This window comes from Afipia sp. 1NLS2 (genome assembly GCF_000178995.1).
Classification (GTDB): domain Bacteria; phylum Pseudomonadota; class Alphaproteobacteria; order Rhizobiales; family Xanthobacteraceae; genus Afipia.
In genome coordinates, this window is the sequence record NZ_ADVZ01000001.1 from 966,247 (window position 1) to 981,082 (window position 14,836).

General features: G+C 63.2%; 11 protein-coding genes. 6 read left to right on the top strand and 5 right to left on the bottom strand.

The genetic code is table 11. The features are described from left to right. Positions 1-3 precede the first annotated feature (3 nt). On the bottom strand, positions 4-1,503 hold the full coding sequence (locus AFIDRAFT_RS04655; protein ID WP_009338028.1) for a phosphomannomutase/phosphoglucomutase: 1,500 nt from the start codon (positions 1,501-1,503) through the stop codon (positions 4-6). A 140-nt stretch (positions 1,504-1,643) separates the two neighbouring features. Between AFIDRAFT_RS04655 and AFIDRAFT_RS04660 the strand changes: the two genes are divergently transcribed. After that, positions 1,644-2,246, top strand: coding sequence for a DUF938 domain-containing protein (locus AFIDRAFT_RS04660; RefSeq protein WP_009338029.1), 603 nt, complete (start codon positions 1,644-1,646; stop codon positions 2,244-2,246). 10 nt (positions 2,247-2,256) lie between these two features. Here AFIDRAFT_RS04660 and AFIDRAFT_RS04665 read toward each other — a convergent pair whose 3' ends face one another. From AFIDRAFT_RS04665 to AFIDRAFT_RS04675, 3 genes are all read right to left on the bottom strand, one after another. Then, positions 2,257-2,787, bottom strand: coding sequence for a TIGR02281 family clan AA aspartic protease (locus AFIDRAFT_RS04665; RefSeq protein WP_009338031.1), 531 nt, complete (start codon positions 2,785-2,787; stop codon positions 2,257-2,259). Positions 2,788-2,964: 177 nt separating this feature from the next. Next, entirely contained in the window at positions 2,965-5,439 is a 2,475-nt protein-coding gene (gene hrpB / locus AFIDRAFT_RS04670; protein WP_009338033.1) for an ATP-dependent helicase HrpB, read from the bottom strand. 33 nt (positions 5,440-5,472) lie between these two features. Continuing rightward, complete coding sequence (locus AFIDRAFT_RS04675; RefSeq protein ID WP_009338035.1) at positions 5,473-6,783, bottom strand: UDP-glucose dehydrogenase family protein; 1,311 nt, start codon at positions 6,781-6,783, stop codon at positions 5,473-5,475. A 181-nt stretch (positions 6,784-6,964) separates the two neighbouring features. Between AFIDRAFT_RS04675 and AFIDRAFT_RS04680 the strand changes: the two genes are divergently transcribed. Beyond that, entirely contained in the window at positions 6,965-8,026 is a 1,062-nt protein-coding gene (locus tag AFIDRAFT_RS04680; RefSeq protein WP_009338037.1) for an acyltransferase family protein, read from the top strand. 6 nt (positions 8,027-8,032) lie between these two features. Here AFIDRAFT_RS04680 and AFIDRAFT_RS04685 read toward each other — a convergent pair whose 3' ends face one another. After that, complete coding sequence (locus tag AFIDRAFT_RS04685; RefSeq protein ID WP_009338038.1) at positions 8,033-8,626, bottom strand: hypothetical protein; 594 nt, start codon at positions 8,624-8,626, stop codon at positions 8,033-8,035. Between the two features lie 127 nt (positions 8,627-8,753). Between AFIDRAFT_RS04685 and polA the strand changes: the two genes are divergently transcribed. The 4 genes from polA (at position 8,754) to AFIDRAFT_RS04705 (ending at position 14,823) form a co-directional block, all read left to right on the top strand. Beyond that, a complete protein-coding gene (gene polA / locus AFIDRAFT_RS04690; RefSeq protein ID WP_009338040.1) occupies positions 8,754-11,780 on the top strand; it encodes a DNA polymerase I in 3,027 nt (1,008 codons plus the stop codon). 117 nt (positions 11,781-11,897) lie between these two features. Then, positions 11,898-12,458: an orotate phosphoribosyltransferase gene (gene pyrE / locus AFIDRAFT_RS04695; protein WP_009338042.1), complete on the top strand. Its 561-nt coding sequence runs from the start codon at positions 11,898-11,900 to the stop codon at positions 12,456-12,458. Between the two features lie 31 nt (positions 12,459-12,489). Beyond that, on the top strand, positions 12,490-13,902 hold the full coding sequence (locus AFIDRAFT_RS04700; protein WP_009338044.1) for a sodium:proton antiporter: 1,413 nt from the start codon (positions 12,490-12,492) through the stop codon (positions 13,900-13,902). A gap of 120 nt (positions 13,903-14,022) precedes the next feature. After that, positions 14,023-14,823 (top strand): DUF2865 domain-containing protein, encoded by an 801-nt coding sequence (locus tag AFIDRAFT_RS04705; protein WP_009338046.1) that lies wholly within the window; start codon positions 14,023-14,025, stop codon positions 14,821-14,823. Positions 14,824-14,836 lie beyond the last annotated feature (13 nt).

A 14,836-nucleotide genomic window follows, 5' to 3' on the forward strand; every position in this document is an offset into this window, starting at 1 on the left:
CAATCAGATCTTCTGGTTATACTCGCCGACTTCGGGATGGGTGCGCAGCACCGAATCCATCGCCTCGAACATGTCGCGCATGCGCTGCTCGGACACCGGGCTTTCGACCACGACGACAAGCTCGGGCTTGTTCGATGACGCACGCACCAGGCCCCAGCTTCCGTCCTCGCAGGTGACACGCACGCCATTGACGGTGACGAGGTCGCGGATCGGCTGACCGGCGACCTTCTCGCCCTTCGCCTGCGCCGCTTCGAAATGCTTCACCACATCGGCGACGATGCCGTACTTGGCTTCGTCCGCACAGTGCGGCGACATCGTCGGCGACGACCATGTTTTCGGCAGCGCGTTCTTCAAGTCGGACATCTTCTTGTTGCCTGCGCGGTCGAGCATCTCGCAGATCGCGATCGCTGACACCAGGCCATCGTCATACCCGCGCCCGACCGGCGGGTTAAAAAAGAAATGGCCGGACTTCTCGAAGCCCGCCAGCGCGCCGAGCTCGTGCGTGCGCCGCTTCATGTAGGAATGGCCGGTCTTCCAGTAGGTCGCATGGACGCCCTGCTTCTGCAGCACCGGATCGGTCACGAACAAGCCGGTCGATTTTACGTCCACCACGAACTGCGCGTTCTTGTGAACTGCCGACATGTCGCGCGCGAGCATCACGCCGACCTTGTCGGCGAAGATTTCCTCGCCGGTGTCGTCCACCACGCCGCAGCGATCGCCGTCGCCGTCGAAGCCCAGGCCCACATCTGCCTTGTTGGCGAGCACCGCGTCGCGGATCGCGTGCAGCATCTCGAGGTCTTCGGGATTGGGATTGTATTTCGGGAAGGTGTGGTCGAGTTCGGTGTCGAGCGGAATGACGTCGATGCCGAGCTTTTCCAGCACCTGCGGCGCGAACGCGCCCGCGGTGCCGTTGCCACAGGCCACCACCGCGCGGATGCGGCGCGCGAACGGCTTGCGGTTGGTGAGATCGGCGATGTAGCGCGCCGGGAAATTCTCGTGGAATTGATAGCCGCCCGCGGGCTTCAGCTTGAATGCGGCGTTGAGCACGATCTCCTTAAGCCGCGTCATCTCGTCGGGGCCGAAAGTGAGCGGACGGTTGGCGCCCATCTTCACACCGGTCCAGCCATTGTCGTTGTGCGAGGCCGTCACCATCGCGACGCAGGGCACGTCGAGATCGAACTGCGCGAAATAGGCCATCGGCGTCACCGCGAGCCCGATGTCGTGCACCTTGCAGCCCGCAGCCAGCAGGCCCGAGATCAGCGCGTATTTGATCGAGGCCGAGTAGCCGCGGAAATCGTGCCCAACCACGATCTCCTGTTTCACGCCCATCTCGCCGATCATGGTGCCGAGCCCCATGCCGAGCGCCTGGATGCCCATCAGATTAATCTCTTTGCCGAACAGCCAGCGCGCGTCGTATTCGCGGAAGCCGGTGGCCTTCACCATCGGCTCGGACTCGTAGGCATAGGTATTGGGCTTCAGCTCGGCTTTCGGCTTCGGAAACATGAAAAGGGCCTCGTGGAAGGAACGGGGACAAGCCATAGCGAGCGCGACGGCCTGAGAAAAGGCGGGACGTAGCTTTTAGCAATGAATTGCGGCAGTTTGGCAGCCATACTCCGAACAGATGTCTAACGGATTTTTCTGATATGACCAGCCATCGCCTGCAATACCCCGCCACCCAACGCAACCGCGACGCCATCCTTGAGGTGCTGCGTGGCGTGTTGCCGCCTTCGGGGCTGGTGCTGGAGATCGCGAGCGGCTCGGGCGAGCATATCGTGCACTTTGCGAACGCGATGCCCGGCCTGACGTTCCAGCCCTCCGACCCGGAAGATGCCGCGCGCCTCAGCATCGCGGCATGGACCGCAGAGACCGGCCTTTCCAACATCCGTCCGCCGCTTGCCATCGACGTGCGGCGCAAGCCGTGGCCGATCGCGCAGGCCGACGCGATGCTGTGCATCAACATGATCCACATTTCGCCATGGGAGGCGACGCAGGCGCTGATGCGCAACGCCGGGCGCATTCTCTCAAAAGGCGCTCCGCTTTATCTCTATGGGCCTTACCGGCAGAAGGACGTCGTGACTGCCGACAGCAACGAAGCGTTCGACGCCGATCTGAAATCGCGTAACCCGCAATGGGGACTTCGCCAACTCGACGATGTTGCGGCGCTGGCACGCGAGGCAGGATTTTCAGGACCGGCGGTAACGCCGATGCCGGCCAACAATCTCAGCGTGGTGTTTCGGCGGATGTAAGCAGGCGCGATTACTGCTCCAGCACCAGATTGCCGCTGCTGTATTCGAACCGCTTGAGCTTCGACAGATACGCCATGCCGAGCAGGTTCTGCTGCAGCGCGCCTTCGGGCATGACCAGCGCATCGACATCGCGCACCACCACGCCGCCGATATCGATGCGGCCGATGCGAGCGCGTGCGGCCTTCGCCGGACCGTTCGCGGTGTTCACGCTGGTGGTGTAGTCGCTGAGAAACGGGCGGATGCCGATCCGCTCCGCATCCTTCTGCGTCAGCGCGATCACGGTCGCGCCGGTATCGACCAGAAAATCGAGATCGCGGCCATCGACCCGCGCCTCGGTCCGGAAATGTCCGCTGCGGTCGGAGCGCAGCGATACCCGGCGCGACCCGCTCGATGCTTCCGGCATCGCGGCATAGGCATTCATCGCCTTCGACGACTGGCTATCGGTCTTCGCCGGCAGCGGAAGATCCAGCCGCTCGGCAACCTTGGCCATATAGCTGCCGGAGGCGGCCATGATGACCGCAACGATCAGGACAGTACGCATTCGCCAACGCCTGCTTTCTCAAAACCATGGCCCGCCAAAATCCGCTTCACGCCGATCAGGGCACGCCGACTCCCGGCCAGGAGGCGTTAACAAAAATGCCCTTCCCGGCAGGCACCGGTCCTGTTTCGGGCAATAGGGTAAGCAAAGTCTTAATTTTGGGGCCGGTACTCGCCCCTTTCAGGTTCCGCGCGGCTTCACCCGGCGCGTCGGTTCCGCCGAGGCCGGATCTTCCGGCCAGGGGTGGCGCGGATAACGGCCGCGCAGGTCAGCCCGCACGGCGGCATAGGAGCCGCGCCAGAACCCCGGCAGATCGCGGGTCACCTGCACCGGCCGGTGCGCGGGCGACAGCAATTCGACCACCAGCGGCAGCCTTCCGTTCGCTATCGAAGGGTGAACATTCAGGCCGAACAATTCCTGCAGCCGGACGGCAATGGTCGGCCCCTGCTCGGCTTCATAATCAATCGGCAATGACGTGCCGGTCGGCGCGGTGAAATGGGTCGGCGCCTCGCGCTCCAGCCGGGCGCGCTTGTCCCAAGGGAGCAGCGCCATCACGGCATCGGACAAGTCGCTCGCGGACATATCGGACAGCGAGATCTTATCCATCAGTGCAGGCACGAGCCATTCTCTGCGGCTCGCGGCGAGAGCAGTATCCGACAGGTCGGGCCATTCGTCAGGCGACGTGGCGCGCAGGAACATGACGCGATCGCGCCATTGCTTCAGCGGCTTCGACCATGGCAGGCGGTCAAAGCCTGCTGCGGCGAGCCCATCCGCGAGAATTTGCGCGGTCTGTTCAGATGTCGCCACCGGCAGGTTCTGTTCCGACAGCGTGATCGCGTGCAACCGCTTGCGCCGCCGCGCGCGCAACGCCATCGCGGATTTGTCGAAGCTCGTTTCATCCTCAATCGTGATGTGACCGGCAAAGCGCGTTTCGAGCTCGTCCTGCGTGACGGGTGCTGCGAGCAAGATGCGCCCGCTGGCGGCGGTGCCGGTGAGTTCGGCAACCGCAATATAGGGCGCTTTCGCCAGCGCCGAGGCCGGATCGACATTGGCGCCGCGCCCGTTCGCCAGCGTGAAGCTCGCCTTGCCGCGATTGCGCGCGACGCGATCCGGGAAAGCGAGCGCGAGGATCGCGCCGGTCGACAGCCCTTCCGCCGTGTCGTTGACCGCTGCCGCGCTCTCCTTCACCTGCGCGATCCATCGCTGCGCCAGTTGCCGTGCGCTTTGCGCGCGCGGCGAGCGGTCGCGTGCGAAATTCTCCAGCCGCGCATCGAGATCGACGCTGTCGCCGCCGAGCCCGCGCTCGGTCAGGATCGCGGCGATCCGCGCCGCCTCTTCCCCAGCGCCATGACGATGTGCGTCGACGATCATGCGCGCGAGGCGCGGCGGCAGCGCCAGTGCGCGCAGCGCCTGCCCTTCCACAGTGATGCGGCCATCGGCATCCAGCGCATCGAGTTCGCGCAACAGCGTGGACGCTTCCTTGAGCGCGACCGGCGGCGGAGAATCGAGAAATGCCAGCGTTGCTGGATCAGCCACGCCCCAATGCGCGAGATCGAGCACCAGCGAGGACAGATCGGCGGACAGGATTTCAGGACGCGTGAACGCTTCAAAGGATGACGTCTGCGGCTCGTCCCACAGCCGATAGCAAATACCGGGCTCGGTTCGCCCTGCACGGCCGCGGCGCTGATCGACCGCCGCGCGCGAAGCCCGCACGGTCTCCAGCCGCGTCAGGGCGATGTCGGGCTCGTAACGCGGCACGCGCGCGAGGCCGGAATCGACCACGATCCGCACGCCTTCGATGGTGAGCGAGGTTTCCGCGATCGAGGTCGCGAGCACCACCTTGCGCATGCCTTTCGGCGAAGGCGCAATCGCGCGATCCTGTACGGCGGCATCGAGCGCGCCGAACAGCGGCACTATCTCCACATTCGGATCGCTGACACGTTCGGCAAGAAAAGTCTGCGTCCGGCGAATTTCGGCAGCGCCCGGCAGGAACGCGAGCACGGAGCCGGTATCCGCGCGCAACGCGGACGCAATTGCATCCGCCATCTGCCGCTCGATCTGCTGGTCGGGCTTGCGGCCGAGATAGCGCGTCTCGACAGGATAAGCGCGGCCTTCGCTTTCCACCACCGGCGCATCGCCCAAAAGTTTCGCGACCCGCGCGCCATCGAGCGTCGCCGACATCACCAGAATGCGCAAATCCTCACGCAACCCGCTTTGCGCGTCGCGCGCCAGCGCCAGCCCGAGATCGGCATCAAGCGAGCGTTCGTGAAATTCATCGAACAGCACGGCCGCGACGCCTTTGAGTTCGGGATCGTCGAGAATCTGGCGGGTGAAGATGCCCTCGGTCACCACCTCGATCTGCGTCTTGCGCGAGATTTTGGAACCGAAGCGCACGCGATAGCCGACGCTGTCGCCGACCTTCTCGCCCAGCGTCTGCGCCATCCGTTCGGCGGCAGCGCGCGCGGCAATGCGGCGCGGCTCCAGCACGATGATCTTGCCCGCGCCCACCCATGGCGCATCGCGCAGCGCCAGCGGCACCCGCGTGGTCTTGCCCGCGCCGGGCGGCGCAACCAGCACGGCGGTGTTGCCGCGCGAGAGCGTCTCACCCAGTTCGCTGAGAACCGCATCAATGGGAAGGGGCGTGGTGAATTTCATTGCGTCATCAGCGCCGTCCCCGCGCGGACAGTTTCAAATCGTCCCGCGTCCGACGCTCTCATAAATGAAGCCGAGCGCCTTCATCTCGTCGCGGCGATAGATATTGCGCAGATCGACGATTACCGGATGCGCCATCTCCTCTTTCAGCCGCACCAGATCGAGCGCACGGAACTGTACCCATTCGGTGACGATCACCAGCGCATCCGCGCCCTTGGCGCAGTCGTAAGGATCGACGGCATAGGCAATGTCCGGCAGATCGTGCTTCGCCAGTTCCATGCCGATCGGATCGTAAGCCCGCACATGGGCGCCAAGATCGAGCAGGCCCGTGATCAGCGGAATCGACGGCGCCTCGCGCATGTCGTCGGTTTCCGGCTTGAAGGTGAGGCCGAGCACAGCCACCGTCTTGCCGCGCAGGCTGCCGCCCGCCGCCGCCGCAACCTTGCGCGCCATCGCGCGCTTGCGGTTGTCGTTCACCGCAAGCACCGCCTCGACGATGCGCAGCGGCACATCGTGATCGAGCGCGGTCTTCACCAGCGCGCGGGTATCTTTCGGAAAGCACGAGCCGCCGAAGCCCGGCCCCGCATTGAGAAACTTCGAGCCGATACGATTATCGAGGCCGATGCCGCGCGCGACCTCCTGCACGTCCGCGCCGACCTTCTCCGACAGATCAGCGATCTCGTTGATGAAGGTGATCTTGGTCGCGAGAAACGCGTTCGCGGCGTATTTGATCAACTCGGCGGTGCGCCGCGCGGTGTACATGATCGGCGCCTGATTGAGATAAAGCGGCCGGTAGACCTCGCCCATCACCTTGCGCGCACGTTCTTCATCGGCACCGACCACGATGCGATCCGGATGCTTGAAGTCGCGGATCGCAGCCCCCTCACGGAGGAATTCCGGATTCGAAGCCACCGCCACATCCGCGTTCGGATTGGTTTCACGGATGATGCGCTCGACCTCGTCGCCGGTGCCCACCGGCACGGTCGATTTCGTGACGACAACGGTGAAGCCCTTCAGCGCGGCTGCGATCTCGCGTGCGGCTGCATGGACGTAGCTCAGATCGGCGTGCCCATCGCCGCGCCGCGACGGCGTGCCGACCGCAATGAACACCGCATCCGCTTCGCCGACGGGTCCCGCAAGGTCGGTCTGGAAATCGAGGCGGCCCGCCTTCACCGACGCCTCGACAAGCTGGTCGAGGCCGGGCTCGAAGATCGGCATCTCGCCGCGATGAAGGGCCGCGATCTTGGCGGCGTCGGTATCGACGCAGGTCACGCGATGGCCGAAATCGGCGAAACAGGCCCCCGAAACAAGCCCGACATAGCCCGTCCCGATCATCGTTATCCGCATTGCTCAACCCGCCTCATGGTTAACGCCCGCCTGCCGAATTCCATTGCCTCTTAGCGGTTTTGGTAACGAGAGAAAACCCATACCGCAGGCCTTAGGAGCAATCCGGCATGACATTTGAATGAATAAACCGGAATGAAACCGGCGGCGCCGAATGTGCCGTCAGTATACCGGACATGGGACAATGGTGAGCAAAAACGAGACACAAGCCACACCTCGCGTGAATGCCGAGCGCGTCGACTGGGTCGATTACGCCAAAGGCATCTGTATCATCATGGTGGTGATGATGCATTCGACGCTCGGCGTGGAAGCGGCCACCGGCCAGACCGGCTTCATGCATCTGATCGTGGCCTTTGCGAAGCCCTTCCGCATGCCGGACTTCTTCCTGATCTCGGGCCTGTTCCTGCCGCTCGTCATCAACCGCGACTGGCGCACCTATCTCGACCGCAAGGTGGTGCATTTCTTCTACTTCTACCTGCTCTGGACCGCGATCCAGTTCGGCTTCAAGGCGCCGCATTTCGCTGCCGAAGGTGGAAGCTGGTCGCATGTCGGCGTGATGTATCTGGAAACCTTCATCGACCCGTTCGGCACGCTCTGGTTCATCTATCTCCTGCCGATCTTCTTCGTCGTCACCAAGGCGACGCTGCGTGTGCCGGCCTGGGCGATCTGGATTATCGCCGCGCTGCTGGAGTCCTCGCACCTCAATACCGGCTGGACCACGATCGACGAATTCGCCTCGCGCTTCGTCTATTTCTACACAGGCTACCTGTTCTCGAAGCATGTGTTCGCTCTCGCGGAAGCCGTACGTCGCAATCCAAGACTCGCGCTCGCGGGGATCGGCGTCTGGGCGCTGACGGATGCCGGCCTCGTCTATGTCGGCATGAGCGAATGGCCGGTAATTTCGCTGGCCCTCGGCATCGCCGGCGCATGCGCCATCATCACCATCGCCACGCTGCTCGCCCGCATGAACTGGATCGATGCGATCCGTTACTGCGGCGAACATTCGATCGTGATCTACCTCGCCTTCTTCCTGCCGATGGCATCGACCCGCACGCTGCTGCTGAAAACGCATCTCATTACGGACATCGGGTGGATCTCGTTGATCGTCACCGCCGTCGGCGTGACCGGTTCGCTCTTGATCTGGTGGACGCTGCGCAACACGCGGCTCGGCTTCCTGTTCACGCGACCGGCGACGTTCTGGATCGCACCGCCGAAACAGCGGGCTGCACTCCAGCCGGCGGAATAGCCTGCTCTAACGCAGCATCTCAGGCGTCACGCCATTCTTCATCTCGGAGACCCGCTCGCGGTAGGCATCGGCGTCACCAAAATCGGCAAAGCCCACATAGTGCGGATGCGGGCCAAGTACGCGACGGGCATGCTTGATCGGGCACCAGTAAATTTCGGTGCGCGAAGCCACCTCGCGAATGAATGCGATAGCCTGATTGAAATATGAGCAATAGGCGCAATTTATCTTCTCGATGATGTTGAGATAAGCGAGGTGATGACGGTCGAACACCAGATAGTCGCTGCGGCGCACTTTCGGGATTCCATAAATCGGAAAGCAGACCGCCTGATAGACCATCACGAAGATGTCGAGAATGATCACCGGGACGATCAGCGAATAGATCACCGGCGCGGTCAGCATCACCAGCAGATTGGCCTCAAACAGATAACGCAGCGCATGGGTCTTCATCGCGCGATAAAAATTCAGAACTTCCTGCCCGAAAACGACACGTCGATTATGCAGTTCATAACGGAAGGCTTCGCGCCGTCGCGTCAATTCCGCTTCGATGTCGGCCTCGGCCGCCCGAAGTTTATCGAACAACTCAGACAATTGCGCATCCATCATGGCCTCCTTCGCGGCCGGCGCCACGGCATGCCCGCCTTGGAAAATGCCCGCCAAGACTATTTCCCCGGCATTTCCGGGTAGCGTGTCTCCGGTTCAGGGTGATATTGCCTAGGTTCCCTCCTATATGAGCGCCATGGCAAAGTCCTCCGCAAAATCCACAACTCCGCAGGCGCGCACGCCCGCCGGGGTGAAACCTCCCGGCAAGGGCGACCATGTCTTTCTGGTCGACGGCTCGGGCTACATATTCCGCGCCTATCACGCGCTGCCACCCTTGAACCGCAAGTCGGACGGATTGCAGGTCAACGCCGTGCTCGGCTTCTGCAACATGCTGTGGAAGCTGATGCGCGACATGCCGCCGGACAATCGGCCGACGCATCTCGCCATCGTGTTCGACAAGTCCGAAGTCACGTTCCGTAACAAGATCTATCCCGAATACAAGGCGCATCGCCCGCCCGCGCCGGACGATCTCATTCCGCAATTCGCGCTGATCCGCGAAGCCGTGCGCGCCTTCGACCTGCCGTGCCTCGAGCAGGGCGGCTTCGAGGCAGACGATCTGATCGCCACTTATGTGCGGCAAGCCTGCGAACGCGGCGCGACCGCCACCATTGTCTCCTCGGACAAGGACTTGATGCAACTGGTGACCGATTGCGTCACCATGTACGACACCATGAAGGACCGCCGCCTCGGCATTCCCGAGGTGATCGAGAAATTCGGTGTGCCGCCGGAGAAGGTTGTTGAAGTGCAGGCGCTGGCGGGCGATTCCGTCGACAACGTGCCGGGCGTTCCGGGCATCGGCATCAAGACCGCCGCCCAGCTCATCACCGAGTATGGCGACCTCGAAACGCTTCTGCAGCGCGCGGGCGAAATCAAGCAACCGAAGCGGCGCGAGTCACTGATCGAACATGCCGCTAAGGCGCGCATCTCCCGCGAACTCGTGCTGCTCGATAATAATGTGAAACTCGACGTGCCGCTCGACGAATTGGCGGTGCACGAGCCGGACTCGCGCAAGCTGATCGCGTTCCTCAAGGCGATGGAATTTTCCACACTGACGCGGCGCGTGGCCGAATACGCCCAGATCGACGCCGCCGATGTCAGTCCCGACGAACATCTGAAAAGCCCGCTTGCAACAGTCGTCGGTCAGGATTCGCCGCAAACCCTGCCGCTCGGCGGCGAGCCGGATGCGCGGGCCAAAGGTACATCCGCGACGTCCGCGACCAGCGCAGGCGCGGCACCCGCGACGGCGCATTCGCCGCAGGCGCTGGCGGCAGTCCGCATCGAAAAGGCCGCAACGGGAAAGATCGACCGCGGCAAGTATCAAACCATCCGCACGCTCGACGAACTCAACGCCTGGATCACGCGCGCGCACGATCTCGGCCATGTCGCGATCGACATCAAGGCGACCTCGATCGATCCGATGCAGGCCGACATCTGCGGCATCGCGCTGGCTCTGACGCCCAATAAAGCCTGCTACATTCCGCTTGGACACAAGAAATCCGGCGGCGGCGAGGATCTGTTCGCCAGCGGCCTCGCGGAAGGACAGATCGAGGCGGCTAAGGCCTTCGATGTGCTTCGCAAGCTGATGGAATCCGAGGCCGTGCTGAAATCCGGCCTCGACATCAAATTCATCTCGGTCATGCTGGCGCAACACAAGATCACGCTGCGCACGACCGACGACGTGCAATTGATGTCCTACGCGCTCGACGCCGGGCGCGGCGCGCACGACATCGAATCGCTAGCCCAGAAATGGCTCGCCCATGCGGCGATCAAGCATGGCGACGTCATCGGCAGCGGCCGTAACAAGCTGTCGCTCGATCAGGTAACGATCGAACGCGCCACCGAATACGGCGCCGAGACCGCCGACATCATCATCCGGCTGTGGCTCCTGATGAAAGCGCGGCTGATTTCCGAACGCATGAACAACGTCTATGAATCGCTGGAGCGGCCTTTGATCGGCGTGCTGGCGCGCATGGAACGACGCGGCATCATGATCGACAGGCAGGTTCTCTCACGCCTGTCAGGCGATTTCGCACAAACAGCCTCCCGGCTTGAAGACGAAATCCGCAAGATCGCGGGCGAGGACATCAACCCCGGCAGCCCGAAACAACTCGGCGATGTGATCTTCGGCAAGATGGGCCTGCCCGGCGGCCAGAAGACCAAGACCGGCGCATGGTCGACATCCGCCTCGATCCTTGAAGACCTCGCCGAGGAAGGTCACGTCTTCCCGCGCAAGATTCTCGACTGGCGGCAGGTATCGAAACTGAAATCGACCTACACCGACGCGCTGCCAAACTACGTCAATCCGCAGACGCAGCGCGTTCACACCACCTACGCGCTCGCCGCCACCACGACGGGGCGGCTGTCGTCGAACGAGCCGAACCTGCAGAACATCCCGGTGCGCACCGAGGACGGCCGCAAGATTCGACGCGCGTTTATTGCCGAAAAAGGCCACAAGCTGGTCTCTGCCGACTATTCGCAGATCGAATTGCGGCTGCTCGCGGAGATCGCCGACATTCCGGTGCTGAAGCAGGCCTTCCACGACAAGCTCGACATTCATGCCATGACGGCGTCGGAAATGTTCGGCGTGCCGGTGAAGGACATGCCCGCCGAAGTGCGCCGCCGCGCCAAGGCGATCAATTTCGGCATCATCTACGGCATCTCGGCATTCGGCCTCGCCAACCAACTCGGCATTCCGCGCGAGGAGGCCGGTGCCTACATCAAGAAATATTTCGAGCGCTTCCCCGGCATCCGCGCCTACATGGATGCGACGCGCGATTTCTGCCGCGAGCACGGCTATGTCGAGACCCTGTTCGGACGCAAGTGCCACTATCCGGACATCAAGGCGTCGAACGCCTCGCTGCGTGCGTTCAACGAACGTGCCGCGATCAACGCACGCCTGCAGGGTACCGCCGCCGACATTATCCGCCGCGCCATGATCCGGATGGAGGACGCGCTCGCGGAGAAGAAGCTCGCCGCACGGATGCTTTTGCAGGTGCACGACGAACTGGTGTTCGAAGTACCGGACAGCGAGGTGGGCGATACGATTCCCGTCATCCAGGAGGTGATGGAGAACGCAGCGTTCCCGGCTGCCCGGTTGTCGGTGCCGCTGCATGTCGATGCCCGCGCGGCCCATAACTGGGACGAGGCGCACTAGCTGATCTCCGGTGGCTGCGCCGTAATTTCGCAGTGAACGCCTGCGATCTGTGCTGGCTTCACTGCCGGGGTCTGGCTAAGAAGTTCGGGCGTTTCATTCCTTTCAGCGAGTCCGTCCGTGTCCACACCTTCCCGCGCCCGCCTGGCCGACATCATCCGCACCCGCTCGTTCGGGCGCGGCGAGATCACCCTCGCCTCGGGCCGCAAGAGCGATTTCTATTTCAACCTCAAGCCGACCATGCTCGACCCGGAAGGCGCGACGCTGCTGGCGGAACTGTCGTACGACGCCATCAAGGACGAGAAGATCGATTACATCGGCGGGCTCGAGATGGGGGCGGTGCCGCTTGCCGGCGCCATCGCGCAGCTCTCGTGGATGAAGGGCAATCCGATCGCGGCCTTCTTCGTCCGCAAGAAGCCGAAGGAGCATGGCGCACGGCTCGCAGTCGAAGGCCTCGCCAAGGGCGAAAGCCTCAAGGGCAAACGCATCGTCATTGTCGAGGACGTCACCACCACCGGCGGCTCCGCCATCAAGGCCATTGAAGCGGTGAAGGACGCGGGCGGCGATGTGGTGATGGTGCTAACCATGGTGGACCGCGAGGAAGGCGCGAGCGAGAACTTCAAAGAAGCCGGTCTTACGCTGCGCGCGCTCTATACTGCGACAGAGTTTCTTCGTCCTTGAACAATCGGTGCGCGATGCTAGGTTCGCGCCGATGACATCGCTCCGCCGCCTTTCCCTTGTCCTGCTTGCGCTTTGCCTGCCCTCTCCGGCTTTCGCCGCCGAGGGCCTGAACGGCGCGAGCCTTTCGCTGTGGTGGGGCCTGCCGTTCGTCGGCATCCTTCTGTCCATCGCCACCGGACCCGTGCTCTATCCCCATCTGTGGGAGCATCATTTCGGAAAGTTCACCGCGTTCTGGTCGGCGCTGATCGTGATCGCGCTGCTGGCGACCACCGACATCGCGACCGTCACCGGCGCGCTCGCGCACACCGCCTTCCTCGAGTACATCCCGTTCATCCTGCTGCTGCTGGCCTTGTTCACGGTCGCGGGCGGTATCTATCTCGAGGGCAACCTGCACGACAGCGTCTTCACCAACACGGTGATGCTCGCGTTCGGCGCGCTGATCGCGAGCGTCGTCGGCACCACGGGCGCGGCAATGATCCTGATCCGCCCCCTGATCCGCGCCAACGACGACCGCCGCTATAATGCCCATGTCGTGGTGTTCTTCATCTTCCTCGTCGCCAATATCGGCGGCGCGCTGTCGCCGCTCGGCGATCCGCCGCTGTTCATCGGCTTTCTCAAGGGCGTCGATTTCTTCTGGACCACGCAGCATCTGTGGCTGGAGACGCTGACCACGGCGGCCATCGTACTGGCGGTGTTCTGCGCACTCGACCTTTATTTCCATCATCGCGAAGGCCGCTTCGCGCGCGTCTCCGACCCGACGCCGGACAAACCGCTCAAGCTGCATGGCAAAGCCAACCTGCTGCTGCTCGTTCTCATCATCGCGGCGATTTTGATGAGCGCCAAATGGAAGCCCGGCATCGCCTTCCATGTCGCGGGCGTCGATCTGCAATTGCAGGATCTGTTGCGCGATCTGGTGTTCCTGCTGGTGGCGATCGCCTCTGTGCGCATCACGGCGAAGGACGTACGCACCGCCAACGGCTTTTCTTGGGGACCGATCAAGGAAGTCGCGATCCTGTTCGCGGGCATCTTCATCTGCATCGTCCCGGTGATGGCGATGCTGCAGGCCGGCTCGCATGGCCCGTTCGCGAACCTGCTGACGCTGGTGAGCAAGGCAGACGGCTCGGGCAACCCGGCCGCCTATTTCTGGCTGACGGGCGCGCTGTCGTCCTTCCTCGACAACGCGCCGACCTATCTGGTGTTCTTCCAGCTTGCCGGCGGCGACCCGCACACGCTGATGACCGCGCAATCGGCGCTGCTCGCCGCGATTTCCTCCGGCGCGGTGTACATGGGCGCCAACACCTATATCGGCAACGCGCCGAACTTCATGGTCTACGCCATCGCCCGCGAGAACGGCGTCAAAATGCCGAGCTTCTTCGGCTACATGGCCTGGTCTTCGCTCGTGCTGTTGCCGACCTTCCTGCTTGTCACCTGGATTTTCTTCTAGAGACCCGCGCAGGCTCCAACGCAGGCGTCTAAACGCTCCATTTACCATCCCGCGATAATGTTTTGACGCTGGCGCCGCAGGCGGCTGGCTGACATTCCCGTCGCGTCGGTGGAGTAAGCGTTGCGTTTGCGTTCCGCATTCAGGCCCGGTCACGCCGCGCTGCTGGCTTTATCCCTGCTGGCGCTCACGCCGCGTCCGGCTTCCGCAGGCTTCTTCGATTTCCTGTTCGGCGGCGACCGTGCGCCCCGCGCGGCGCAGCCCTCCTCGCCCACTCCGCAGACCGATTTCTTCGGCAATCCGATCGATCCGGGCCCGACAGCGGTCGCGCCCGTGAGCAGCGGACGTTCCGCGTCCTATTGCGTGCGCACCTGCGACGGGAAGTATTTCCCGCTGTCGTCGCACGCGGGCATGACACCAGCCCAGATGTGCCAGTCGTTCTGCCCGGCGAGCGCCACCAAGGTCTATTTCGGCGGCAATATCGACACCGCGCTCGGCCCGAACGGCGAACGCTATGCCGACCTGCCGCACGCCTTCGCCTACCGCAAGGCGCTGAAGGCGGACTGCACCTGCAACGGCCGCGATCCGGCGGGGCTTGCGCCGATCGATCTGTCGCTCGACACCACGCTGCGCCCCGGCGATATCGTCGCCACCACCGACGGTCTTGTCGCCTATAAAGGCGTCTCGCCGATCAATGGGCAGACCGCCGAATTCACGCCGGTCGCGAATTATCCGGGCCTGACGCCGGAACTGCGCGCCAAGCTCGGCGAGATGAAGGTCGCGCCGGTCCGGGTCGACGTCAGCGAGGTCGCGCCGAATTCAAGCGTCGAGATCACCGGCACGCTGCCGGCTGTCCAACCTGTGCATGCGAACGGGGCCGCGCCAAAGATCGCGATGCCGAAAACGCGCGCGGCGCTTTATTGAAGATCGCGGCGAA